This window comes from Emcibacter sp. SYSU 3D8 (assembly GCF_039655875.1).
Classification (GTDB): Bacteria; Pseudomonadota; Alphaproteobacteria; order SMXS01; family SMXS01; genus RI-34.
This window is the reverse complement of record NZ_JBBYXK010000003.1, coordinates 184,213-209,452: the sequence shown is the minus strand read 5'-3', so window position 1 is coordinate 209,452 and position 25,240 is coordinate 184,213. Positions and strand designations below refer to the sequence as shown.

The following is a 25,240-nucleotide window of genomic DNA, read 5'->3' as shown; positions in this document are numbered from 1 at the left end:
GTCAACGCGGTGAGCCCATTCATGTTCCCGAAGCAAGCGCGCCACCGAGCAGCGCCGCGTAGACCCGCTCCCTCATGCCTGACCGCCGGCCAAGCCCCATGCGATCCAGCAAGGGCCGCAGATCCTCGCCATCCCCGGCAAGAAAACCACGGATCGCATGCGAGGCCAATTCCCGCCGCCCCGCCCGCCGAAGTCGGTCCAAAGCGGGAAGAAGCCGCTGCTCCTCGGGTGTGAAATCAGTCCCGAACGGATATTCGGGCAGCAATCCCTGACGCCGCAAAGGCTCGAGCACGCCGGTCACATGGGCCGCATTGTTAAGTTCCAGGCTGGAGCCAAGCCGGAAGCTTTTCGGCAATTTCCCGGCAGCCTTGGCGCGCTTCACCAACGGCAGCTGGAAGGCGCTGTCGGTGACGGACAGCATGGCAGCGATGACGGCCGCATCCGTTTTCCCGCGCAGGTCGGCAATGCCGTATTCCGTAACGACCATGTCGCGAAGGTGCCGCGGGATCGATACGTGTCCATAGGACCACACCACGTTGGACGACGTTTCCCCTGCCCGGGTGCGGACCGCATCGACCGCGATGATCGACCGCGCGCCCTGCAATGCAAAGGCCTGGGCGACAAAATTGTATTGCCCGCCGATGCCGCTCACCACCCGTCCGTCCTCGAGCCCGTCCGAGACGGCCGCACCCATGAGAGTCGCCATCATGGCGCTGTTGAAGAACAGGCCGCCGACACGCGCGCGGCACTTCTCGTCTTCACCGCCATAGAGTTCGTTGACGAAGGTCACCGACGTCATATCGATGAGATCGCGCCGGGCCGCCGGCATCTCGCGCAGGCGCCGGTAGAATTCTCGCGAGCCCAGGAAGAACGCTGCATGGATCGCCTTGCCGCCGACACGCCGCGATATGACGCCGTTCTCCAGCAGCGCCAGGAAGCCGTCGGCGATCATCTCGCTACACCCGTACAAGCCCTGCTCGAATGGCGCCGCATGCAGCGGCGTCTCGCCAAGCGCATCGAGCACCGCGCGGAAGGCGGCATTGTTCTGGTGGCGCAACGACAGCGCATGGCAGACTGCGTCGCCCATGGTGCCGATACCGATCTGCAGCGTACCGCCATCTGGTATCAGGGCCGCCACCCGGAAGCCGATGGCATAATGCGACAGGCTGACCGGCTGGTTGGGTGGGCCGAACAACGGAAAGGCGCAGGCGGGATCGTCCAGAAGATAATCGAATTCCGCCCTCTCGACACGAGCGCTGCCGCCCATGAAGGGCAGCTCGGCGTTTACCTGCCCGATCATGACGAAGTCCGCACGGCCTTCGCGCCGGGCGCGCAGCAGGTCGAGCGTCAGATCCGGGTTGCAGCTCAAGCTGCAGTCCTGACCGTCCGACGCGACCAGCTGGGCGACCACATTGACACCGGCATCGAGCAGGTACCGCCACACATGGGTGTAGTTGCCCGAGATATAGTTTTGCTGGGCACGGGGCACTCCAAGCCACTGACCGGCTTGCAGGAAGAATTCGCGCACCTCGACGTTCGCGGGCAGCGTCCCGGCGCGGAGCATTGCGGCATAGGACAATCCGGGCCAGCCGGCGAACAGCCTGTCCGCAAGGGGTTCCATGAACCGGCGTTCCAGTTCACTCGCGCCCCGCGGCGTCTCAAGGGTCAACGCCGTGACGATGGTCAGCGAGATGCCTGGATCGGCGGCGGCCCGGCCGACAAGCTCGTTGGCCACATGGCTGGCCTTGCCAAGTCCCAGCGGCAGGCCCAGGACAATACGCTTGCCGACTCTTTCGATGACGGCGTCGACGAGGCGCGTCACGTCCTCGTGGAAGGATGGATCACTCCTCGGCAAGATTCATCCAGCCTTCATCCGGGTCGAACCGAGGACCGTGGTGACCGGCAAGGTCCATCAGCTTGCGGACAATGTCCTCGACACCCTGGCTGCGCGCATAGTGCAGGGGTCCACCGGTAAACGGCGCGAAGCCTGCCCCGAAGATCATGGCGGCATCGACAGTATTTTCCTCGGCAACGACGCCCTCGCGCAGACAGGCGACGCAGGCGTTGAGCATGGGCAGTATCAGACGGTCGGCCGTATCGGCGGGCGGATCGCCCGCGCGGCCCTTGCGCGGTTTGCCGCCAGTCCAGGAGTAGAATCCCTTGCCCGTTTTCATACCCAGTTCGTTGCGCGCCACCTTGTCGCGCAGCCGGTCCATGCCCGGTGTCGCCGGTGTCCGCAGCTTCTCCTGGAGCATGTCGGCCACGGCAAGGCAGATATCCAGCCCGACCCTGTCGGCCAGCTCGACCGGCCCGACCGGCATGCCGAACTTCTCCGCCGCCGCATCGATGGTCGGGCCGCCGAGGCCGTCCTCGAGCATGATCATAGCCTCGGCCATGTAGGGCATCAGTGCCCGGTTTACCAGGAAGCCGGGCTCGCTGGCCACCGGCGCAGGCAGCTTGCCGATCTGCCGCACGAAGGCCCGCGCCCGGCTGAAGGTGACGTCGAATATCTCCTGGTGGGCGACGACTTCGACCAGGTCCATGCGTGCGACCGGATTGAAGAAATGCAGCCCCACGAGACGGCCGGGATTGCGCAGGTCCGCCCCCAGATCGTCCAGCGAGATGCTGGAGGTGTTGGTGGCAAGCAGCGCCGACGGCTTCATGCGCGGCTCGATGCTGTCATAGATCGACTTCTTCAGCTCCAGGTTCTCGGGCACCGCCTCGATAACCAGATCCGCCTGCGCCACGCCATGGCCGCGCGGATCGGGGATCAGCCGGTCGAGCGCATCGCGGATGTCGATGCCTTTCATCTGCCGTTTGCGGTACAGCGCGCCGGCCCGGCGAATGGCGTCGCCGATGGCCTCGGGCTTCTGGTCCGACAACGTGACCCGCAACCCTTTGAGGGCGCACCATCCGGCGATGTCCCCGCCCATGGAGCCGGCGCCGATGACATGGACATGGTGCAGCGGCTTGCCGGATTCACCCATCTTGCGCAGTGCCTCGCGCAACGAGAAAACCCGGATCAGGTTCTGCGCCGTGCGGCCTGCCAGCAGGCCCGCAAAGCTCTTGATCTCCTCGTTGCGCATGGCGCCCGGCCGGTCGGCGAATTTCTCCCAGAGATCGACCAGCGCAAAGGGCGCGGGATAGTGCTCCTCGCGCGCCCGCTTGCGCACCTGGGCGCGCATCCGGTTGGCGAGGAACCGGCGCAATATCGGCATGCGCTCGATCCGGGCGCGCCGTGTCGGCCGCGGCGGCGTGAGCCCGCCCTCGACGGCGGCGCGGACAGCGGCGGCAACATGCCTCTCCTGCGTCACCAGATCAACGAGGCCGACCGCCTTTGCGCGGCCGGCATCGAGCGTCTTGCCGGTCAGCATCATGGTCATGGCCTCGACCGGCGCGATCAGGTTGACCGAACGTACGGTGCCGCCAAGGCCCGGATGGAGACCGAGCAGCACCTCGGGAAATCCCAGGGACGCGCCGTCGATGGCGATGCGGGTGCGGCAGGCAAGCGCCAGTTCGAGACCGCCGCCCAGACAATGGCCATGCACGACCGCCACCGTCGGTATGGCGAGTTCGGAAATGGCGTCGAGCACCATGTGACCTTGCAGCAACTGGCGCTCAGCCTCGGCGGGGTCCACCTGGCCACTGAACCGGCTGACGTCGGCGCCGGCGCAGAAACCGGCGGATTTGGCTGACCGGATCACGATGCCGGTGGGACTCTCCGGCAGCAGCCGGCGCAATACATCGGCCAGTTCGTTGAGCACTTCCTCATCGATGGTGTTGACGGAAGCGCCCATCTTGTCGAACAGCAGCCAGGCGACGCCATCCGCGTCGCGGCCATGACGCCAGTGACGCAGCATCTGGCTCGAGCCCATGGCGAGGCCCAGTTCCAGTTCGCGAGGCTCCAGCGCCGCCAGCACGTCTCTCGTCAGCGGGCGCATGCTAGATCCTCTCGATGAGCATGGCGCCGCCCTGGCCGCCGCCGATGCACTCGGTGGCGATGCCTCGGTGCAGGTCCATGCGGTGCAACGCGTTGACGAGGTGAAGCACGATGCGATTGCCGCTGGCGCCGACCGGATGCCCCATGCTGATGGCGCCGCCGTCCGGGTTGAGCCGGTCCCGTTCGATCCGGCCCAACGGGCCGTCCAGTCCCAGGACATTCTGGCAATAATCCGCGTCGTTCCAGGCGGCGAGGCACGAGAGAACCTGGGCGGCGAACGCCTCGTTCAGCTCCCACAGATCGACGTCGGCCATGCTCATGCCCCGGCGCTTTAGCAGATCGGTCGCGCATAGGGTAGGCGCCAGCCCCATGATCGACGGATCGAGCGCCGACCACTGGCTGTCGAGGATCACCGCGCGCGGCTTGAGCCGGTGCTTCTCCAGCGCCTCCTCGGAGGCCAGGATCACCCATGACGCGCCGTCGGTGATCTGTGAGGCGTTGCCCGCGGTGATCTTGCCATAGGGCGGCTCGAACACCGGCCTCAAGGCCGCCAGTTGTTCAGGCGTGCTGTCAGGCCTGACGCCGTCATCGGCCTCGAACACCGCGCCGGCGCGCGTCATGGCCGGCTCGACTTCATCCTCCAGCCAACCGCTGTTCTGGGCATGCGCGAGACGGTGGTGGCTTTCGGCGGCATAGGCATCGGAGGACTCGCGCGACACGCGGAACAGATGGGCGATGATTTCGGCGGTCTGTCCCATGTTCAGCTCGACCACCGGATCGGTGAGGCCGCGCTCCAGCCCGATGACCGGCTTGAGGAACCGTGGCCGAAAGCCCGCCAATGCCCGGACGCGGGCGGCGAGGCCTCGCGCCGACATCAGGCCGCCAAACCAGGCGGCGGCGTCCTGCTGGAAGACCAGCGGCGCATGGCTGAGCGCTTCCGCGCCGCCCGCAAGGACGAGCTCCGCGTCACCGGCCTGGATGGAACGAAAGGCATTGTCGATCGACTGCATGCCCGATCCACAATTGATCTGGACCGTATAGGCGACGGTCTCGGTGCCCATGCCCAGCCGCAGCGCCGCGACACGCGCCGGGTTCATCTCGTCGGCGACGACATTGACGCAGCCCAGGATCACCCGGTCGAAAGCGGTGCGCGGCATGTCCTGACGGTCGAGCAGCGGCCGGCCGCACTGCACGGCCAGATCGACAGGCGTGAATGGACCGGGTTTGCCACGGGCCTTGAGGAACGGCGTGCGGGCGCCGTCGACAATATAGACGGGACGGCCGACCCTCAGCGGACCGCTTGCGATTTCATGCTGATCGAGGGCGGCGATGGTTGCTCTCCTTGTGGTGCGGTCTGTTCCGGTGTCAGGTACTCGGCGGCGAAATCATCGACGGCGATGACCGCGGCCACGGCCTCGTTCATGGCGTGGACCTTGTCGGCCTCGCGCTGGGTGATGATGCCTTTCGCCTGCGCCTGATCCGGATCATCCACGCCGGCCTTGCGCATGCGGTCGGCCAATGGCTCATGCGCGAAGACCATGGCGAAAGCATGGTCAAGCCGCGCGATCCCCTCCTCGCCATGTCCGTGGTAGAGGCCTTCGGTGAGACGATCGCGCGTGGCCGAAGGCGCCAGCAGCAGATCGGCGCATTTGCCGACCAATGCGTCATCCGGACCGAACCGGCGGGCGCCAAAAGGCTGCACGGCGAATTTCAGCAGGCCGGCGGCAAAACGGCTGGGCAGATTGGCAAAGACACCCTCGAAGGACGATTCGATGGCGGTAAAACCCGCCGCCATGCAGTAATCGACCAGCGGCAGATCCTCGGCCTGGCGGCCCTCGTCCTCCCAGCGTTTCAGCACCGCCGACAGCAGATAGAGTTCGGCGAGAATGTCGCCGAGGCGCGCCGACAGCATCTCGCGCCGCTTGAGCGCGCCGCCCAGTGTCATGAGCGCCAGATCGGCGCTAAGCGCGAAGCCGGCGGCATAGCGGCCCAGCCGCCTGTAATGATGGCGAACCGCGCCTGTATCGGGCGCCGGCGACGTCGCCGCGCTCGTCCAGGCCCGTGCCATCGCACGGAAGAACGTGGCGATGGAGTGGCCGGCATGCTTCCAGAACACGGCGTCGAAGGCGGCAAGGCCGGCGTCCCGGTCTTCCATCTCGAGCGCCGCCATCTCGTCGATCAGATAGGGGTGGCAGCGGATCGCGCCCTGACCGAACACGATCAGGCCGCGTGTCAGGATATTGGCGCCCTCGACGGTGATGCCCACGGGCACCGCCTTGTAGAGATTGCCCAGGTAATTCAGCGGGCCGTCGATCACCGCCTTGCCGGCATGGACATCCATGGCATCGTTGGTGCAGATGCGCATGCGCTCGGTGGCGTGCAGCTTCATGATGCCCGAGATCACCGATGGCTTGTGCCCCAGGTCCAGCCCCGCGCAGGTCAGCCGGCGGGCGGCATCGACCAGATAGGCGTTGGCCGCAATCCGTGCCAGTGGCTCCTGGACGCCCTCGAACTTGCCGATGGCGATGCCGAATTGCCGGCGGACGCGGGCATAGGCGCCGGTGGTGTGGGCGCAGAACGCAGCGCCCGCCGCCGCAAGGGAGGGCAGCGAAATCCCGCGCCCCGCCGCCAGCGCCGCCATCAGCATCTTCCAGCCCTTGCCAGCCTGCGCCGCGCCGCCGATGATGTTGTCGAGCGACACGAATACATCGCGGCCCCAATTGGGACCGTTCTGGAACATCTGCCCGGACGCGATGTGACGGCGGCCGATTTCCACGCCGGGCGTATCCGTCGGGATCAGGGCCACGGTGATGCCCAGATCGGCCGCGCCGCCGAGCAAGCCGTCCGGATCGCGCAGATTGAAGGCCAGTCCCAGCACTGTCGCGACCGGCCCAAGTGTGATGTAGCGCTTGTGCCAGTTCAGCCTGATGCCGAGTTCGCCATCGTCCCCCCGACAGACCACGCCGGTGTCGACCATGGAGGCGGCGTCCGATCCCGCTTCCGGACTGGTCAGCCCGAAGCAGGGTATTTCCTCGCCCACCGCCAGCCGCGGCAACCAGTATTCCCGCTGCTTGTCGGTGCCGAAATGCATCAGCAGCTCGCCAGGCCCCAGGGAATTGGGCACCATGACCGTCACCGCGAGGGCGACCGAGCGAGTCGACAGGGTTCGCACCACTTCGGAATGCGCGAAGGCGGAAAAGCCCAGGCCGCCATACTCCCGGGGAATGATCATGCCGAAAAAGCCGTGGCGCCTGATGAAGGCCCAGGCCTCGGGCGGCAGGTCGTGCGTTTCCTGGTTCACCGTCCAGTCGTCGACCATGGCGCAGAGTTCCTGCACCGGCCCGTCGAGAAACGCCCGCTCTTCATCCGACAGGGTCGCGGGAGGCGTGGCGAGCAGTGCATCCCAGTCGGGATCGCCCGTGAACAGGGCCGCGTCCCACCAGGTATCACCCGCTTCGAGCGCCTCGCGCTCGGTCGCGGACATGGCCGGCAGAACCGCTCGTGCCCAGTCGAAGATCGGCCGCGTCACCAGCCTGCGGCGTAGTGATGCAAGCGTCATAAACCACTCCCGTCGATAGTGTTAGCCACGACAACGACGTCAGTTCACCCTTGTTCCGGTCGACATGACTTCCATATAGGGCAACAATTAGGGGAAGATGGGCCGCAACCAAGGAACCTGTGCAGGCCAGACAGCGTTTCATCGATCCAATGCCGGAGCCCGCGGTGGTTTCGGACAGTAGGGGAACTGCCGTGACCGCCCAGCCGCCGCCGGCGTCAGCCATTCAGCCGGCCCTGCACCCATCAAGCGACAGCCTCGCCGAGGCCTATGCGCGTGTGCGCGGCACCAGCGTGGCGCTTGCCGCGCCGCTGACGGCCGAGGATCAGGTGATCCAGAGCATGCCGGACACCAGCCCGACCAAGTGGCACCTGGCGCACACGACCTGGTTCTTCGAGACATTCCTGCTGAAGCCGCATCGGTCCGGCTACCGGCCGCTGAACGAGGTCTATGACCACCTGTTCAATTCATACTACCAGCAGATCGGATCGCCTTTTCCCCGCCCCCAGCGCGGGCTGCTGTCGCGGCCCACGGTCGACGAAGTGCTCGATTACCGCGCCTACGTCGACGAAGCCATGGCGTCCCTGCTGGACGGACTGGACCCGGCGCTGGCGCCGCTGGTCGAGTTGGGGCTGAACCACGAGCAGCAGCACCAGGAACTGCTCGTCACCGACATCAAGCATGTGCTGTCGCTCAATCCGCTGGACCCGGCGCCCTATGGCGCGCGCGAGCGCCGCGCAGCCGCCGCGCCAGAAATGTCGTGGCAACCCTTCGCGGGCGGCCTGCGCGGGATCGGCCACGAGGGCGACGGCTTCTCCTTCGACAACGAGGGCCCGCACCACCGCCACCACCTGGAACCCTTCGTGCTGGCCACGCATCCCGTGACCAACGGCGATTATCTTGCCTTCATGGAGGCGGGCGGCTACCGCGACCCGGCGCTGTGGCTGGCGGAAGGCTGGACCATCGTCGGCGAGCACGGCTGGAGCGCCCCCCTCTATTGGGAACAGCGCGACGGCGGGTGGACGCGCTACACCCTGCATGGCCGCGAGGCTGTCGATCCGGCCGAGCCGGTATGCCATGTGAGCTATTACGAGGCGGCGGCCTATGCGGCCTGGGCCGGACACAGGCTGCCGACCGAGGCGGAATGGGAAATTGCGGCCCGAAGCCAGGCGGCCGGAGGCCATTACCTCGACCTCGGCCAGATGGAACCCCGCGCCTGCAGCGAACCGGGCCTGCGCCAGATGTTCGGCGATGTCTGGGAATGGACCATGAGCGCCTATGCGCCCTATCCGCGCTACCGGGCGGCTGAAGGCGCCATCGGCGAATACAACGGCAAGTTCATGAGCAACCAGATGGTGCTGCGCGGCGGCAGTTGCGCCACACCCTCAGGCCATGTGCGCGCCACCTACCGCAATTTCTTTCCTCCCGACGCCCGCTGGCAATTTTCGGGAATCCGGTTGGCAAAGGACGAATGATAATGGACAAGCCTGCTGTCGCTTCCGGCGTCTCCGACCAGGCCCAGCCGTCATCGTCCGGCGCCGTGCCGGCGTTTCTGCTGGACCGGCACCCGCCGAAAGACAACTTCGCCGCCGACGTGCTGGAGGGCCTGGCCAAGCCCCAGAAGCAGATTCCGCCAAAATATTTCTACGACGCGCGCGGCTCGGACCTGTTCGAGCGCATCTGCCAGACGCCGGAATATTACGTGACCCGTACCGAACTCAAGCTGCTGTCGGATATCGGCCCCGACGTGGCCGGCATCGCCGGCCGCGACGTCACGGTGATCGAGTTCGGCAGCGGCTCGGACGCCAAGATCCGGCGGCTGCTCGATGCGCTCCCCAGCCCGGGCGCCTATGTGGCCATCGACATCAGCCGCGCCGCACTCGAGCCGGCCATCGAGGATCTGGCCCGTGACTATGCGGATATGTCCGTGGGCGGGATCGTCGCCGACTTCAGCGCCCCCGTGGCCGTGCCGCACGACGCCCTGTCCGGCGGCCGGAAGCTCGCCTTCTTTCCCGGCTCCACCATCGGCAACATGGAGCGCAGCCGAGCCCGGCAGTTCCTGGCCGATGTGCGCGCCATGCTGGCGCCGGAGGACGGCTTCCTGGTCGGCGTCGACCTGCGCAAGGGACGCGACATCCTGGACCCGGCCTACAATGACGACGCAGGCGTGACCGCCGAATTCAATCTGAATGTGCTGCGGCGGATCAACCGGGAACTTGGCGGCTCCATCGACCTCGGCAATTTCCGGCATCTGGCGTTCTACAACGAGACCGAGGGGCGCATCGAGATGCACCTGCGCTCGACCACCGACCAGCAATTCGAGGTGGCGGGCCGGCAATTTGCAATGGAGCGGGACGAGACGATCCACACCGAAAATTCCTACAAATACTCGGTGGCCGAATTCGCCCTGGCGGCCGAGAGCGCCGGCTTTCGTGTGATGCGGACATGGCAGGATCCCAGGTCGCTGTTCAGCATCCACTACCTGGCGGCAGCCTGAGGAACAAAGCGGCCCCCTTCCGGTTGATCGGTCAAGATCATCGCAAGGAGTTGGCCATGGCCGAACATTCAGGCACGAAACCCGCCCAGCATCAGGACCACCAGCCCGGAGAAGAACGCCAGATGCGGCCGCGGCCGCACTACGAGCCGCGCTTTCCGGGGTCCATGCGGCTCGAAGGCAAAGTAGCGCTGATCACCGGCGGCGACAGCGGTATCGGCCGCGCGGTGGCGGCGTTGTTCGCCCGCGAAGGCGCCAGGGTCGCAATCGTCTATTTGGAGGAAACCGAAGACGCCAAGGCAACCCAGGATATCGTCGAAGCCGAAGGCAGCGAGTGCTTTTCCATCGAGGGCGACGTGGGCGACCCCGCCTTCTGCGATCACGCGGTGAAGCAGGTGATGGACCGCTTTGGCCGGTTGGACGTGCTGGTGAACAACGCCGCCGAGCAGCACCCCCGCAAGGATGTACGCGATATCCCGCCCGGGCAGATCGAGCGTACCTTTCGCACCAACGTTTACGGCTATTTCTTCATGGTCCAGGCAGCGCTCGACTACCTGAAGCCGGGCGCCGCCATCGTCAACACCGCTTCGGTGACGGCGTACCGGGGAAGCAGCCACCTGATGGACTATGCGGCGACGCGCGGCGCGGTGGTGTCGTTTACCCGCTCGCTGGCCAGTTCGCTGGCCGACCGCCGCATTCGGGTCAACGGTGTCGCGCCGGGGCCGATCTGGACACCCCTGATACCCGCCAGTTTCGACGCCGACCACGTGGCCGAGTTCGGCGGCGACACGCCCCTGGGGCGGCCCGGCGAGCCCAACGAGGTGGCGCCGTGCCACCTGTTCCTGGCTTGCGACGATTCCAGCTACATGACTGGCCAGGTGCTGCATCCGAACGGCGGCGATCTCATGGCGAGCTAGCCTGCTCGGCTATCTGAAGGCTGGTCGAGCAGCGCGCTTCCTCTGTTGCGCGGGTCAGCTCGTCCAGCTTGATCGCCCGGGCCGAAAATCGGTGCCCGCCGGAACGTCACCGGAACTGGCACGTTCTCCAGAAACCACCACAGCAAGGAGACACGCCATGCCCCAGGGAGACAAATCCGCCTATACGGACAAGCAGAAGCGCAAGGCCGAGCATATCGAGGAAGGTTACGAGAAGCGCGGCGTCGGCCAAGAAGAAGCAGAACGCCGCGCCTGGGCCACCGTCAACAAGGAGAGCGGCGGCGGCAACAAGAGCGGCTCGGGCCGCGGCAAGAAGGATACCCACGAGGCGGCGAAAAAAGGCGGCCGCAAGGGCGGCGCCGCCTCGGCGTCACGATCGGCCGCCGAGCGCTCGGAATCGGCCAAGAAAGCCGCCGAGACCCGCAAGCGCAACGCCGAGAAGGACGCTCACTAGCGGTCGGAATTCGGACAACGCAACAGGCGGCCCCGGTCGCCGACGGGGCCGCCTCTGCACAGGCTTATTCGGACGCCGCCGCAGGCGTGGCCAACTCGAGCACGCCACAGGCGACGCGGCCGCCGGAATTGCCGGACGGATCGCTCTTGTAGTCGTCGGGGCCGGCATGAACCACGAACGAGGTGCCGTCCTCGTCCGCGAGCGAGTTGTCGGCGCCCGGCTTCAGCGAAACACCGGTGAGGAACATGTCCACCGTCGCCTCGCCCGACGCGGATGCCTCGATGTTCGGCAGATCGCCGGCATGGCGGCCCGCATCGTTGAGGATGCCGTGCTTGGCGTGTCCCGGATTGAAATGACCGCCGGCAGTGGCGAAGTCGCCCTCGCAGACGCCCTTTTCGTGGATGTGGAAGCCGTGGCTGCCAGCTGTCAGGCCTGTCAGCTTGCCGGTCATGGCGATGCCTGATCCGCCCGGAGTCAGCGTCACGGTGCCTACGACGGCGCCCTTCTGGTCCTTGAGCACCGCGCTGGCGCCGCCGGGCGCCGGCTTGCCGGTTTCACTGCCCGAGGCGGGCTTGGTGGATTCCTCGGCCCAGGCCGGGGCGGCAATCGCGCAGGCCAATGCCGCCATGCCCGCGATCGTTTTCCAGTTCGACATGTATCTCTCCTTGTCTCGGCCCGTCATTGCCGGGCGCTGCCCATGAATTTCATACGTCGGCCGGGCTGTTGCCAGCATTCCTGTCCCCTACGTGCTTTGCCGGCCGGCCCGGATGGGTATCGTCGGTCGGCATGAACCGCTCGAGCACGCGGATGATGACCAGGATGAACAGGGCCAGAATGGTCGCCAGGCCCGCCACCACATAATAGCCGATGCCGCAGGCAAGGCCCACAGCGCCGGTCAGCCACAGCGACGCGCCGGTGGTCAGGCCGGCGACACGGGTGCCCGAGGTGATGATGGTGCCGGCGGCAAGAAACGCCACGCCCGCGGTCACTGCCTCGATCACCCTCAACAGGTCGATGGAATTGCGGCCGTCCAGGTGTTGGGACCTGGAGAACACTTCCAGCGCGATGATCATGAAGGTGCAGGCGGCGAGCGCCACGAGCATGTGGGTGCGCAGCCCTGCGGGGCGGTTGCGATATTCACGCTCGATTCCCAGCAAGGCTCCGAGCAGCACCGCAAGTCCCATGCGTGCCGCCATTTCGCCGATCGAGGTCTGTGTGGCGAATAGTTCGATAACGCCTTCGGTAATCCTCACCTTGGTTCCCGAGTATCTGCCTGTCTTGGGCAACGCCCACAGGTAGGCCGGTGTTCCGGCCCGGAAGCGGCGTGATCGTTATCCTTCGGGCCGGTGGAACAGCATCATGGCGCCGATCGCCAGCAGCGAGCCACCGGCACCGGCCATGCCACCGATGACAAATCCCGGCAGGCTGGAATTCGCCAGGTAGAACGCGAGGCTGACGAGCACAAGTCCCAGTGCCGCCAGGATCGCGTAAAGGCGCTTCTGCAGAGGCGTGAGCGGTCTGTGTTTGCGAGGCTGGCACGCAACTGTCTCGGGCGTAGGAGACGCGGGTTCGTCCATGGCATGGCTCCCGTGGCTGACTTCGTCTGACGGGCGGATCATAGACCAGCCGTCCCGTCCCCGTGAAGCGCTATGGCGTATCCAGAACAATCACCCGGTTGCGGCCGGTCCCCTTGGCCGTATAGAGGGCCGCGTCGACACGGGCGATAATGCGGTCGACCGGCTCTTCGGGATCGGCAACGGAGGCGCCGATGCTGGTGGTGACCTCGACCTCGCGGCCGTCCTCCAGCATCACGGGCGTCGAACTGAGCGCGTCCGCGATCTTTTGCGCCACCGCGCCCAGCGTATCCAGTTCGACATTGGACAGCAGCACCACGAACTCGTCGCCGCCCCATCGCGCCGCCACGTCATAACTGCGCAGGCTCCTGCCCAGCCGGCGCGCCATCTCGATCAGAACCTGGTCGCCGCCGTGATGGCCATAGCCATCGTTGACGTTCTTGAACATGTCGATGTCGATGAGCAGGAGCCCCATGGACTGCCGGTTGCGTGCCGCCCGGTTTCGCTCCTGCGCGGCGGCATGGACAAATCCGCGACGGTTGTACACCTCGGTCAGCGGGTCCACATGCGCGAGCCGCTCCAGCTTTTCGGTGCGCTCCTGCACCCGCTCTTCGAGCAGCCTCGTATTGTCGCCCACGCTCCGGGCCATATCGGCAAAAGCGCGCGACAGCCGGCCTAACTCGTCACGGGAGGAGTCGACAGGATCGACGGCGAAATCGCCGCCCTCGACACGCCGCACGGAATCCTCCAGCCGGCCGATGCGGTTCAGCACCGCCTGCCGGAACAACAAGGTGATCAGCAGCGTCGCCGCCGCGATAGCCAGGGTCAGGGCGCCGCCGATGGGATTGAACATTTGCCGCTCGATCAGCATGTCCACGTCCATCAGCGTGACGTTGAACCAGCCGATCCGGTCCAGATAGCCGACGCCTGCCAGCACCCGGTGCCCATCGATCTCGACGAAGCGGGATTCGACACGGTTCTTCTCGGCGATGACCCGTTCCATCATCTCGGCAAGCGCCTCGCGGTCCCCCTGACGGTCAAGCAGGCGGAAGATGGTTTTCTTCGATTTGGCGTCTTTGGTCAGGCTGTGGAAGTCAACCATGCGCGGATCGCGGTGCGCCTGGATGGCGCCGCTCCGGTCGACGAACACGCTGTCGATTCCCTTCTGGGGAAAATCCACAACCTCGCGGATGAAGTCGGTCAGGTCGATGCCGGTACCGATCATGCCAACGGCCGTGTCGCCATCACGCACCGGACAGTTCACCCAGACCTTGGTGACCCGCAGATTGTCGTCGTGATCCACGTTGAGCTGGCAATCGTGGCCCGAGGCGATGGTCTTGTAATACCAGCCATCGCGGGCATTGTCCGGCGCCAGCGTGTAACGCAGCTGGTTGCCCTCATAGGTATTGTCGCGGTCGTTGAAATAGTAGTTGCCGGACTTGCCGATCACCATGAAGTAGCTGCGGTCCTTGAACGCCAGCCGATAGTGCTCGAGTTCCGCCATGCCGCGCTGTCTGTCGCCAGGATCGTCCTCGTTCCGCGCCCATTCGATGATTGCGGGAGACCGCGCCAGGGTCTGCGCCAGCGAGGCCTCGCGGAACAGGGTCTCGAGACCGCGGTAGCGGTCGAACTGCACCTGCTTTTCGGCAAAAAGGGTCCCGAGCCGTACCACGGCACGGTCCACCAGGTGGTCGAACGCCAGAAATGCCGCGCCGGCCGTCGCGATAAAGATCGCGACGGTCAGCAGCAGGACTCTCGCGTGCAAGCTGGCCGCGAACCGCGTCATGTACCGTCCAGGCGGCTTCACCGAGCACGCCCCCCTCAGATCTGGTTTGCCGCATCGTATCTGGATCGTACGCTACGGCAAAGCTTTCAGGGAGCGGATCAGCCAGCCAGTCTTTTCTCCCGCGCCCACACCCTGAGCGACTTGGCGGCATCGATGAACGGAGTGACGCCGTCCTTGCCCAGTGGGACGACGCCTTCGTCCTCGCCGGGGGAAATCCCCGCCGCCTCGAGCAACGGCGCGGCACCGGCGGCATGACCGATAACCTTCAGGTGCCGCCAGGCGTCGGCGACAAAATCCCGGGCGTCCGGGTCCTTGGCCAGCGCATCGGCTCCCGCCTCGGTGACGACGAGCGCCACCGCGTCGAACAGCACCGACGGCGAGGCGGCAAGCTTGCCCTTCGCATCGTGCGGTCCGCCGACCTTCTGGGCGATCACCATCAGGACGCCGCCTTCCGCCTCGACCGCCTTGCGCAGTGCCGCGACCGTGCCGGCATCGGCGTCGTCCGTCACAAGGCATGCCACGGTGCGGCCCGAAATGGACTTCGGCGCCTTGGCGATGATGCTCAGCGGCGGCGACGGCGGCAGGTCGATCGGTTCGACCGCCGTGTCGGCCGGCTTTGGCACGGTGATGTTGAGTCCGTCCGCCACCTGCCGGGCCAGTGCCGGATCCACATGGACCAGATGGCTCACCACCCGCTGCCGGATCGCCGGCGTCTCGACCTTCGACAGCTCGAAGGTAAAGGCCGAGGCAATATGGCCCTGCTCGGTTTCGGTCTGACTGCGATAGAACTGCCGGGCCTGCGAATAGTGATCGGCGAAGGATTCGGGACGAATCCGGGTCTTGCCGTCGCGTTCGGGCGCCGCATAGGTCGTGAAGCCGCGCTGCGGGCATTCGCGCGGGCCGTCAGCGCCGAGGGAGTTGGGTTCGTAATTGACGCGGCCCTTGTTCACCGTCTGGCGCATATGGCCGTCCCGCTGGAAGTTCTGCATGGGGCAGATCGGCTGGTTGATCGGAATCTCGTGGAAATTGGGACTGCCCAGGCGCTTGAGCTGGGTATCGAGATAGGAGAACAACCGGCCCTGCAGCAACGGATCGTCCGAGAAATCGATGCCCGGCACGATATTGGCGGGGCAGTAGGCGACCTGTTCGGTTTCGGCGAAAAAATTGTCCGGGTTCCGGTCGAGCACGAGGCGTCCGACCATGGTCAGCGGCACCACTTCCTCCGGGATGATCTTGGTGGGATCGAGCACATCGAAGTCGAAATCGTTGGCCTCCTCCTCGCTGAACAGCTGCAGGCCCAGTTCCCATTCCGGGTAGTCGCCACGCTCGATCGCTTCCCAGAGATCGCGGCGGTGATAATCGAAATCGGCGCCGTAAATCTTGACGGATTCGTTCCAGATCAGCGACTGCATCCCTTGCTTGGGCCGCCAGTGGAACTTGCAGAAGGTTGATTTTCCCTTGGCGTCCACCAGCCGGAAGGTGTGAATACCGAAACCCTCCATGAAGCGCACCGAGCGCGGGATCGCGCGGTCGGACATCGCCCAGGTCGCCATGTGGATGCTCTCGGGCATCAGCGAGATGAAATCCCAGAAGGTGTCATGGGCGGATGCTGCCTGCGGGAAGCCCCGATCCGGTTCCATCTTCACCGAATGGATCAGGTCGGGGAACTTGATGGCGTCCTGGATGAAGAACACCGGGATGTTGTTGCCCACCAGATCGAAATTTCCCTCATTGGTATAGAACTTCACGGCGAAGCCGCGCACGTCGCGCGGCGTGTCGCCCGAGCCCGCGCCGCCCGCCACCGTCGAGAATCGCGCGAACACCTTGGTCTTCTCACCGGGCCGCTGCAGGAAGTCGGCCTTGGTGAACTTGCTGAGCGATTTGTAGACCTCGAAAAATCCATGGGCCGCCGAACCGCGCGCATGCACGATGCGCTCCGGAATGCGCTCGTGGTCGAAGTGCATGATCTTCTCGCGCAGCACGAAGTCCTCAAGCAGGGTCGGCCCGCGCGCACCGACGGTCAGCGAGTTCTGGTTGTCCGAGATCACAACGCCCTGATTGGTGGTGAGCGGCGGATGGCCCGCACCCGCCGTCTGGTGCAGTTCGTCGCCCTTGCCCCTGGACACGTCCGCCGCCGTCGAAGGTTTCTTCGCCATGTTCGATCCCCGTTGCTTCAGGTGGGTCCGGCCGTCGCGCCGGGATATGGGAGCAACGCGGGCACCTTGGAACGGTTCCAATAATTTCCGCCCCATCAAAACCGGTCGTTCCCTGACGCAGCCTGGGGTACCGTCTTGTGGACGACGGTCCATGAGAGGGGAGTTCGCATGGCTGAGGGCAGGTGGCGGGTCAAGCCGATCGAACATCTGGGCGACCGTGACGGCACAAGCCGCCTGAAGCGTAGCCTCGGCCCCATTCACCTGACCCTGATCGGCGTGGGCTCCATCGTCGGCACCGGCATCTTCGTGCTGACCGGGATCGGCGCCGAGCGAGCCGGTCCAGGGCTGATCCTGGCCTTCGTCATCGCCGGTTTCGTCTGCGCCATGGCAGCATTGGCCTTCGCCGAGCTGGCGTCGATGATCCCGGTGGCCGGGAGCGCCTATACCTATACCTACGCAACCTTGGGAGAGATGGCGGCTTGGATCGTCGGCTGGTGCCTGATCCTGGAATACGCCATCGCCGCCAGCGCCGTGGCCGCAAGCTGGTCGGCCTATGTGACCGGCTGGATGAACGACGCCGGCTGGCAGATCCCGCTGGTATTGAGCAATGGCTGGTTCGACGGCGGCATCCTCAACCTGCCCGCCATGTTCATCGCCTGCGTGGTCACGCTGCTGCTGGTGATCGGCACGCGTGAGAGCGCCACCGTCAACGCCGTTCTGGTCGCCATCAAGCTGGCGGCGCTCACCCTGTTCGTGGTATTCGCCGCGCCTTACGTGGAGGCGCGCAATTACGAGCCGTTCCTGCCTTACGGCTATGGCGGCGTGCTGTCGGCCGCCAGCCTGATCTTCTTCGCCTATCTGGGATTCGACGCCATCTCGACCGCCGGCGAGGAGACGCGAAATCCCAACCGGGACCTGCCGCTGGGGATCATCGGCTCATTGCTGGTCTGCACGGTCATCTACATGATCGTGGCCGCCGTCTCGGTTGGCGCGCTGCCGTTCGAGCGGGTGATGCACAGCGACGAGCCGCTTGCCTTCCTGGTGCGGACGCTGGGCCACGGCACCGCCGGCGACATCATCGCGGCCGGCGCCATCATCACCCTGCCGACCGTGATCATGGTGATGATCTACGGCCAGACCCGCATCTTCTTCGCCATGGCGCGGGACGGATTGCTGCCGCCGGTGTTCGCGCGGGTTCACGGCAAGCGCGGCACGCCGCACGTGGTAACCCTGGTGACCGGCGCCGCGATCGTGGTCATGGCGGGCGTATTCCCCATCGAGGACATCGTCGAACTGGCCAATGCCGGCACCCTGCTCGCCTTCATCGTGGTGTCGATGGCCGTGCTCATCCTGCGCGGCACCCAACCCGACCGGCCGCGTCCCTTCCGCTGCCCGGCCCCGCTGCTGGTCTGCGGGCTGGCGATTCTGGGCTGCCTGGTGCTGTTCACCAGCCTGATGTCCGGCACGATCATCCGCTTTGGCGTCTGGGTCGTGATCGGGCTGGTCGTCTACTACCTGTACAGCGGCCGGCGCAGTCCCTTGCGCAAGCCGCCCGAGCCCAACATCACGCCGTGATGTCGCGGTCGCGGGTCTCGGGCAGGAAGAACAGCACCACCAGGAAGCCGACCACCACCACGCCGGTCATATACCAGAGGCCGGAATAGACATCGCCGGTCGAGACGATGATGTATTGCGACACGAACGGCAGCAGGCCGCCAAACCAGCCGGTGCCGAAATGGTATGGCACCGACAGCGAGGTATAACGCACCTTGGCCGGGAACAACTCGGTCAGGATCGCCGCGACGGGACCATAGGCGATCGCCGACAGGAAGATCAGCGCCAGCACGATGAGGATCACCAGCGGATAATTGGTCCGCTCGGTATCAGCGGTAAGCGGGTAACCTGCGGCGGTGATGGCGACCACCAGCGCTTCCTCGTCGAGACCCTCGATATTGACGCCGCCGAAGCTGATCACCACGTCCTTGCCCGGCTCGCCCGGCACCCGTTCGTAACTGATGCCGCGCTTGGCGAGGAAGGCCATGGCGCGGGCGCATTCGGTGGTCTGCTTCTCGGCAAAGGCGTCATACGGGCAGTCGGTCGAGGCGACGGTGACGGGCGCCAGTTTCATGGCCTCGGCCATGGCCGGATTGGCGGCGCCAGCCAGCGCATGGAACAGCGGAAACACCAGCAGCACCGAGAGGCCGTAGCCGGCCAGCAGCACCTTCTTGCGGCCCACCTTGTCGGACACCCAGCCCATCAGGATCATCAACGGCATGCCAAGGGCGACCGAGATCGCCATGATGATCTCGGAATGGCTGGCGTCGAGCCGCATGGTGTCGCGCAGGAAATAGAGCACCGAGAACTGGGCGGTGTACCAGATGACGGTGTGGCCGGCGGCGACGCCGAACAGGGCGACCAGCACCAGACGGGCGCGGGACCAGGTCGAAAAGGCTTCCTTCAGCGGGTGCTTCGAGGTCTTGCCCTCGGCCTTCATCGCGGCGTAGACGGGGCTCTCCGACAGCTTGAGGCGGATGTAGAGCGAGATCGACAGGATCACCAGCGAGAAGGCGAACGGAATGCGCCAGCCCCAGTCGTCGAATACTGCCTCGGACACAAGGGCCTTCGACCCCAGTACGACCAGAATCGACAGCAGGAAACCTGCGCCCGCCGACATCTGGATGAAGCTGGTATAGAAGCCGCGCTTGCCCGGCGGGGCGTGCTCGGCCACGTAGATTGCCGCGCCGCCATATTCGCCGCCCAGCGCCAGGCCCTGCAGCAGGCGGGCCGTAACCAGCAGGATCGGCGCCCAGATGCCGATGGTTTCATAGGACGGGATAACTGCGATGGCCGCCGTCGCCAGCCCCATCATGGTGATGGTGACGAGGAAGGTGTATTTGCGGCCGATCAGGTCTCCGATATGGCCGAAAACAATGCCGCCAAGCGGGCGCACCAGAAAGCCCGCGCCGAACACCGCAAGCGATTTCAGGAACGCGGCAGTGCCGCTTTCACCCGGAAAGAAGTGCTGCGCCAGCAGCGCGGCCAGCGTGCCGTAGATGAAAAAGTCGTACCACTCGAAGACGGTGCCCAAAGTCGAGGCGGTGATTACGAGCCGGTTGCGCTTGCCGAGGGATTCCGCTGAAGACGACATCGGGCGATCCTGCCATGGTGGACGATACAGCCGGATCAAGAACCCCGCGCGGCGCCTTTGGCGCCTTCTTCCCCCGCTAGGGCGCGCAGCACCCGATCACGGCGGTTCCCCTGCCCCGGTCCAACCGTCATACAGGCATGATACTTCCGTCACAAGAGGCTGGGATCAGGCCTGCGCCTAGTGCTTGCCGCCCATCTTGTGCGCCTTGACGGTAATCAGGTCCATGACCGCCAGCATCACGCCCGACAGCACGAATGTCAGATGGACGATCACCATCCACATCAACTGGCTTTCCGGCACCGCCGAGATGTTCATGAAACTCTTCAGCAGCTGGATGCCGGAGATGGCGACGATGGAGGCAATCAGCTTCAGCTTCAGGCCGCTGAAGTCCACCTTGCCCATCCAGTCCGGCTTGTCCTCGTGATCGCCGATATGAATCTTGGACACGAAATTCTCGTAGCCCGAGAAGATCACGATCAACAGCAGGTTGCCGGCAAGCGACAGGTCGATGAGCCCCAGAATGGCCAGGATCGTCGCGGATTCGGAAAGCTCGAGCACATGGGGCGCGACATGCCACAGCTCTTGCATGAACTTGATCAGCAGCAGGATCAGCGAGAGGATGAGGCCAATGTAGAACGGCGCCATCAGCCATCGGCTGGCGAACATCGATCGTTCAATGAACCCTTCAACGGCTTTCATATCAATCTTCCAAGCAACTCAGGACACCGCGCCTGCACGGAGCCAAATTATGGGTTTGCGGCGCAATATAAAGCGATTTGTTTGCACACGTCCGCTCAGGTCAGCTGGGTGACCACGACCGCGCCGCGCGGCGTCGCGACCATGGTGTGCTCGTACTGCACGGTCGGCGCGGTCGGCTGGCTGAGCAGGGTCCATTCGTCACCGGCGGAATCGGCCGCCCACTGGGCGCCCAGCGACAGGAACGGCTCGATGGTAAACACCAGTCCGTCGCGGATACGGCGGCGTTCGGACAGGTCGGGCCAGGTGGGAATATGTTCGGGATCCTCGTGCAGCGACCGGCCGACGCCGTGGCTCGCCAGGTTCCGCACCAGCGTATAGCGATTGCGGCGGGCGAATTCGCCGATGGCGGTGCCGATGGCGCCCAGCGAATTGCCGGTCTTCACCTGCCGGATACCGGTCCACAGCGCCCGTTTGCCGTCGCGGCACAGCCGGTGCACCCGAGGCTGAACGTTGCCCACGGGAAACGAGGCGCCGGTATCGGCGAAATAGCCGTCCTTTTCGGCCGACACGTCGATGTTGACCAGATCACCGCCGCGAATCACCCGGTCGCCGGGAATGCCGTGGGCGATTTCCTCGTTGACGCTGATGCAGGTGGCGCCCGGAAAGCCATAGACCAGTTCCGGCGCGGACACGGCGCCCGCCTCGTCGAGCATCCGGCGGCCCAGCGCGTCGATCTCGCCAGTGCTGATGCCGGGGCGCAGCGCCTCGCCCATGGCGTGCAGCACACGGGCGACGATGCCGCCGATCTCCCGGAGCTTCTCCAGGTCATTCTCGTTGCCGATGGTCATGGTCAGATCCTTTCCTGCGGCCAAGAAACCGCCTTCGACCTGCTTATCTGATATAAGCGGCCCGGCACAAGAACAGGACGGAAGGTGTGGACGGAATCGTGGACGAGACGCTGCTGCAGCCGGATGACCCGCCGGCATTCGAGATCGTCAATGCCGGTGGCAGAAGTGCCGCCTTCCTGATTTGCGACCACGCATCGAACCGGATTCCCCGGCGGCTCGGCACGCTGGGCCTGAGCGACGGAGAACGCGCGGACCACATCGCCTGGGACCCGGGCGCCGCGCATATGGCACGGCGATTGTCGGTGCTGCTCGATGCGCCGCTTGTGCTGAGCGGATATTCCCGGCTGGTGATCGACTGCAACCGCCCGCTGGCGAACACCCAGCTCATCGCCCCTGTGAGTGGCGGCGTTACCGTGCCCGGAAATGCCGCCATCGCACCAGAAGACCGCGCCGCGCGGATAGACCAACTGCACCAGCCCTATCACGCCGCTATCGAGGACATGCTGGAGAAGCGCCGCGGGCGTCCCACCCTGCTGCTGTCGATCCACAGCTTCACCCCGGATATGGGCGATGGTCCCCGCCCGTGGCCTATCGCCATCGCCTATGGCAGGGACGACCGGCTGGCGCGGCTGCTGATCCCGGCGCTGCGCCAGGATGGAACGGTTGTCGGCGACAATCAGCCCTATGCCGTCACGCCCGACAGCGATTATTCCATTCCCGTGCACGGCGAGCGGCATGATATTCCGCATGTGCTGGTCGAAACCCGGCAGGACGGCATCCGCACGCCGGAGACGGCCGCGGCCTGGGCGGACAAGCTGGCTCAGGCGTACCGTCGGATCGAAGCCCCGGCGCTGCGGCTTACCTGAGGCGCTGGGTCGGGGAGCCATCCGGGTAATAGAATCGCTCGATCCGGTCGGCGGGGTCGCGGGTCGCAACCCACACCACCAAGGCGACGACAACCAATAATTCCAGCACCATCACCACCATGGGCGCGAAACCGGCGAGAGCGGTGCCGATCGTGCGGGGTACGCTTCGGCGCAGGGCGAGAACGAAGGCCGCCATCGCCGCAGACATGGCGCCCGCCTGCCAGGTGAGCAGCGTACCGGCCCGCTTCATACCGCGCGCAAAGTCGTCGCCCGTCGGGCTCATGGCATTGAAGGCGACGAAGGAAGCAATGAAGAAAGCCAGCCAGACGCCAGCGGCGGCGAACACCCAGATACGAGGAGTCATGGGCCACTCCCGCGAGAGTTACCCCGGAATTCTGCGCCAAAGTTGGAAAATTGTCATCCGGCCCGATGTCAGCCCACAACTTCGTCCGTCCAGACCTTGAACTGGCGCAGCTGGTGGGGACCGAAGGTGCTGGTGATCGCCACGTCCGAGGCGTCACGGCCGCGGGCAATGACGATGCGGCCGATGCGCGGCGTGTTGTGGCGGGCGTCGAAGGTGTACCACCGGCCGCCGAGAAACACCTCGAACCAGGCCGAGAAATCCATGGGCGCCGGGTCGCGCGGTACACCGATGTCGCCCAGATAGCCGGTGCAGTAGCGCGCCGGGATATTGAGGGCGCGGCACAGGGTGATCGACAGGTGGGCGAAGTCGCGGCACACCGCCTTGCCCTCGGTGAACGCATCGAGCGCCGTGCGAGTCGGGCGTGCGTCAGGATAGGAAAAGCGCAGATGGTCGTGGACGAAATCGACCACCGCCTGGACCCTTTGCCAGCCGCCTGCAACATCACCGAATTTGGCCCAGGCGAAGCCGGCGAGACGGTCGGTCTCGCAATAGCGGCTGCCCAGCAGATAAACCAGCGTTTCATGGGGAAGCTCCTCGACCGCCAGCTGCTGGGCGTCCTCGGCAACCGGATCGGGGAAACCGCTGTCGCGCACCACCGCCTCGGCGCCAATGCGGATCTGTCCCGCCGGCGCGACCAGCCGCGTACACTTGTTACCGTAGCCGTCCATATAATGGGTCAGCGGCACCTGCGGATCGGTCGACATGGTGTCGGGGACGATGATGTCGCCCGCCCGGTCCGGATGGATATTGAGGGTCACGATCATCGGCGTCGGCTGACAGCACTCGTAGATCAGGTCGTAGCCAACCCTGATCTGCATGACCTGTTCCCTGACATAGACGGCTGAGACGTCGTTCATGAGATTTCCCAGTTCAGTGGCGACCGGAACACCGAGCGCGTACAAGAATGAATGCCCCTCGGGCCTCGGCCGCGCCGCCTGCCGGGCCATCTACCAATAATTACGATCCAGCAGGCCGAAGGTTCCGGGCCTTGCACCGCGTCCTCCCATCTCGTGGCACGCTCGGGAGAACCAATGGCATCCGTGCGGGTTTCCATTGATCAGCGACAAAGGGCAGAGCATTGCGGACGGCCAGATGGTTCATGGGAATTTTGCTGCTCGCCGGCGCCGCAACGGCGCTGGCGGTTCACCTGGGATGGGTCAAGGTGCCGCCCAATTTCGCGCCGTGGAGCGACGTTGAGCTGGAGCATGAACCGGGGTGGTTCGCGAAACTCCAGATCAATGGCCTTGCAAGGGACGTGGCGGCGTGCCGGGCGGCGCTGGACCGATCGGAGCTCCGCTACGAGGCGCTGCCCGACCGCCCCGAGCGCAACGGCTGCGGCCTGTCGGGCGGCGTGAGCATCGTCCGGTCGCACATCCCCTACAGCAGCGGATTTCAAGCGACCTGCGCGCTCGCCGCCGGGCTTTACTGGTACGAGAACCTTGCCGACCTCGCCGCCCGCCGCCACTTGGGAAGCGGCCTTGCCCGCATCGATCACCTCGGCAGTTATGCCTGCCGCAATATCGGCGGCGGCGACTCCGGCCGGCGCAGCCAGCATGCCACGGCGAACGCCCTCGACATCGCCGCCTTCCGGCTACAGGACGGGCAGATCGTGTCGGTACGGCGCGACTGGGGCAAGGACACCGCCAAAGGCCGCTTCCTGCAGGAGGCCCATGACGGGGCGTGCCGGTTCTTCAATACGGTCCTGGGCCCCGACTACAACGCCGCGCATGCCGACCACTTCCATCTGGACCTTGGGCCGGCGCGCCTATGCCGCTGATTGCCTCTCGTGAGTACCCTCGCCGATCTCCTCGACGATGCTGGCGATAAAGGCGGGCAGATCATCCGGTGAACGGCTGGTCACCAGGCCCTGGTCGACGACGACATCCTCGTCACGCCAGTGGCCGCCGGCATTCTCGACGTCGGTGCGGATCGAGGGGTAGGAGGTAACCTGTTTGCCGCCGATCAACCCGGCTTCGACCAGCAGCCACGGGCCATGACAGATCGCCGCCACGGTCTTGCCGGCACCGTAGAACTCCCGGATGATGTCGATGGCCTTTTCCTCGGTGCGCAGAAGGTCCGGGTTGATCACGCCGCCGGGCAATACCAGCGCGTCGTATTCATTGGCGCTTACGGCGCCGAGTTCCATATCGACGGGCACGGCGCCGCTCCAGTCGCCGTCTTCCCAGCCCTTGATCTGGCCGGACTTGGGGGATGCGACATGCACGGTCGCACCCTGTTCCCGCAGCTGCCGGCGCGGCTCCATCAGTTCGGATTTCTCGAACCCGTCGGTGGCGAGAATAAGTATCCTGGCATTGGCGATATCGGTCATCGGAGTTCCTTTCCAGAGTCCCAGCCCTCGC

22 protein-coding genes are annotated in these 25,240 nt (G+C 65.4%); 7 read left to right on the top strand and 15 right to left on the bottom strand.

All coding sequences use genetic code 11. The annotated features are described in order from the left end of the window. Window positions 1–19 precede the first annotated feature (19 nt). Genes WJU21_RS12095 through WJU21_RS12080 form a run of 4 tightly spaced genes read right to left on the bottom strand, consistent with a single transcriptional unit; the run spans window position 20 to window position 7,499 of the window. A complete protein-coding gene (locus tag WJU21_RS12095; RefSeq protein ID WP_346323692.1) occupies window positions 20–1,855 on the bottom strand; it encodes an acetyl-CoA hydrolase/transferase C-terminal domain-containing protein in 1,836 nt (611 codons plus the stop codon). Further along, window positions 1,842–3,941 (bottom strand): 3-hydroxyacyl-CoA dehydrogenase NAD-binding domain-containing protein, encoded by a 2,100-nt coding sequence (locus tag WJU21_RS12090; RefSeq protein WP_346323691.1) that lies wholly within the window; start codon window positions 3,939–3,941, stop codon window positions 1,842–1,844. The genes WJU21_RS12095 and WJU21_RS12090 overlap by 14 nt, the downstream gene beginning before the upstream one ends. 1 nt (window position 3,942) lies before the next feature. Continuing rightward, window positions 3,943–5,232 carry an acetyl-CoA C-acetyltransferase gene (locus WJU21_RS12085; RefSeq protein WP_346324060.1) on the bottom strand — a complete coding sequence of 430 codons (1,290 nt, stop codon included), beginning with the start codon at window positions 5,230–5,232 and terminating at the stop codon, window positions 3,943–3,945. Beyond that, window positions 5,229–7,499, bottom strand: a complete 2,271-nt coding sequence (locus WJU21_RS12080; protein ID WP_346323690.1) for an acyl-CoA dehydrogenase — start codon at window positions 7,497–7,499, stop codon at window positions 5,229–5,231. The genes WJU21_RS12085 and WJU21_RS12080 overlap by 4 nt, the downstream gene beginning before the upstream one ends. A 191-nt stretch (window positions 7,500–7,690) precedes the next feature. Here WJU21_RS12080 and egtB point away from each other — a divergent pair, with 191 nt between their 5' ends. From egtB to WJU21_RS12060, 4 genes are all read left to right on the top strand, one after another. Further along, on the top strand, window positions 7,691–8,971 hold the full coding sequence (gene egtB / locus WJU21_RS12075) for an ergothioneine biosynthesis protein EgtB (RefSeq protein WP_346323689.1): 1,281 nt from the start codon (window positions 7,691–7,693) through the stop codon (window positions 8,969–8,971). 2 nt (window positions 8,972–8,973) lie between these two features. Next, entirely contained in the window at window positions 8,974–9,993 is a 1,020-nt protein-coding gene (egtD, locus tag WJU21_RS12070; protein ID WP_346323688.1) for an L-histidine N(alpha)-methyltransferase, read from the top strand. A gap of 56 nt (window positions 9,994–10,049) precedes the next feature. Next, window positions 10,050–10,907, top strand: coding sequence for an SDR family oxidoreductase (locus WJU21_RS12065; protein WP_346323687.1), 858 nt, complete (start codon window positions 10,050–10,052; stop codon window positions 10,905–10,907). A 157-nt stretch (window positions 10,908–11,064) separates the two neighbouring features. After that, window positions 11,065–11,379: a plasmid stabilization protein gene (locus WJU21_RS12060; RefSeq protein WP_346323686.1), complete on the top strand. Its 315-nt coding sequence runs from the start codon at window positions 11,065–11,067 to the stop codon at window positions 11,377–11,379. A 64-nt stretch (window positions 11,380–11,443) separates the two neighbouring features. On the opposite strand, the gene WJU21_RS12055 is transcribed toward WJU21_RS12060, so the two are convergent. The 5 genes from WJU21_RS12055 to WJU21_RS12035 all read right to left on the bottom strand — a co-directional run bounded on the left by WJU21_RS12055 (window position 11,444) and on the right by WJU21_RS12035 (window position 16,895). After that, a complete protein-coding gene (locus WJU21_RS12055; protein WP_346323685.1) occupies window positions 11,444–12,034 on the bottom strand; it encodes a superoxide dismutase family protein in 591 nt (196 codons plus the stop codon). Between the two features lie 49 nt (window positions 12,035–12,083). Beyond that, on the bottom strand, window positions 12,084–12,632 hold the full coding sequence (locus tag WJU21_RS12050) for an MgtC/SapB family protein (protein WP_346323684.1): 549 nt from the start codon (window positions 12,630–12,632) through the stop codon (window positions 12,084–12,086). Between the two features lie 78 nt (window positions 12,633–12,710). Further along, a complete protein-coding gene (locus WJU21_RS12045; protein ID WP_346323683.1) occupies window positions 12,711–12,956 on the bottom strand; it encodes a hypothetical protein in 246 nt (81 codons plus the stop codon). 70 nt (window positions 12,957–13,026) lie between these two features. Continuing rightward, on the bottom strand, window positions 13,027–14,739 hold the full coding sequence (locus WJU21_RS12040) for a diguanylate cyclase (protein WP_346323682.1): 1,713 nt from the start codon (window positions 14,737–14,739) through the stop codon (window positions 13,027–13,029). A 98-nt stretch (window positions 14,740–14,837) separates the two neighbouring features. After that, a complete protein-coding gene (locus tag WJU21_RS12035; protein WP_346323681.1) occupies window positions 14,838–16,895 on the bottom strand; it encodes a catalase in 2,058 nt (685 codons plus the stop codon). A gap of 168 nt (window positions 16,896–17,063) precedes the next feature. On the opposite strand from WJU21_RS12035, the gene WJU21_RS12030 reads away from it, so the two are divergent. Beyond that, window positions 17,064–18,470, top strand: a complete 1,407-nt coding sequence (locus tag WJU21_RS12030; RefSeq protein ID WP_346323680.1) for an amino acid permease — start codon at window positions 17,064–17,066, stop codon at window positions 18,468–18,470. Here WJU21_RS12030 and WJU21_RS12025 read toward each other — a convergent pair. The 3 genes from WJU21_RS12025 to map all read right to left on the bottom strand — a co-directional run bounded on the left by WJU21_RS12025 (window position 18,460) and on the right by map (window position 21,590). Further along, window positions 18,460–20,043 (bottom strand): MFS transporter, encoded by a 1,584-nt coding sequence (locus tag WJU21_RS12025; protein ID WP_346323679.1) that lies wholly within the window; start codon window positions 20,041–20,043, stop codon window positions 18,460–18,462. The two genes, WJU21_RS12030 and WJU21_RS12025, sit on opposite strands and share 11 nt — an antisense overlap. A gap of 177 nt (window positions 20,044–20,220) precedes the next feature. Beyond that, window positions 20,221–20,742: a TIGR00645 family protein gene (locus WJU21_RS12020; protein WP_346323678.1), complete on the bottom strand. Its 522-nt coding sequence runs from the start codon at window positions 20,740–20,742 to the stop codon at window positions 20,221–20,223. Between the two features lie 95 nt (window positions 20,743–20,837). Continuing rightward, complete coding sequence (map, locus tag WJU21_RS12015) at window positions 20,838–21,590, bottom strand: type I methionyl aminopeptidase (protein ID WP_346323677.1); 753 nt, start codon at window positions 21,588–21,590, stop codon at window positions 20,838–20,840. An 86-nt stretch (window positions 21,591–21,676) separates the two neighbouring features. Here map and WJU21_RS12010 point away from each other — a divergent pair, with 86 nt between their 5' ends. Further along, entirely contained in the window at window positions 21,677–22,456 is a 780-nt protein-coding gene (locus WJU21_RS12010) for an N-formylglutamate amidohydrolase (RefSeq protein WP_346323676.1), read from the top strand. Here the strand turns inward: WJU21_RS12010 and WJU21_RS12005 are convergent. Together WJU21_RS12005 and WJU21_RS12000 are read right to left on the bottom strand one after the other, a co-directional pair. Then, the gene (locus WJU21_RS12005) at window positions 22,449–22,820 is read right to left on the bottom strand and encodes a hypothetical protein (protein WP_346323675.1); all 372 of its coding nucleotides are present in this window, start codon (window positions 22,818–22,820) and stop codon (window positions 22,449–22,451) included. The genes WJU21_RS12010 and WJU21_RS12005 overlap by 8 nt on opposite strands. A gap of 68 nt (window positions 22,821–22,888) precedes the next feature. Continuing rightward, a complete protein-coding gene (locus tag WJU21_RS12000; protein WP_346324059.1) occupies window positions 22,889–23,698 on the bottom strand; it encodes a transglutaminase family protein in 810 nt (269 codons plus the stop codon). Between the two features lie 281 nt (window positions 23,699–23,979). Between WJU21_RS12000 and WJU21_RS11995 the strand changes: the two genes are divergently transcribed. Continuing rightward, complete coding sequence (locus WJU21_RS11995) at window positions 23,980–24,657, top strand: extensin family protein (protein WP_346323674.1); 678 nt, start codon at window positions 23,980–23,982, stop codon at window positions 24,655–24,657. On the opposite strand, the gene WJU21_RS11990 is transcribed toward WJU21_RS11995, so the two are convergent. After that, on the bottom strand, window positions 24,646–25,209 hold the full coding sequence (locus WJU21_RS11990; protein WP_346323673.1) for a type 1 glutamine amidotransferase domain-containing protein: 564 nt from the start codon (window positions 25,207–25,209) through the stop codon (window positions 24,646–24,648). The two genes, WJU21_RS11995 and WJU21_RS11990, sit on opposite strands and share 12 nt — an antisense overlap. Window positions 25,210–25,240 lie beyond the last annotated feature (31 nt).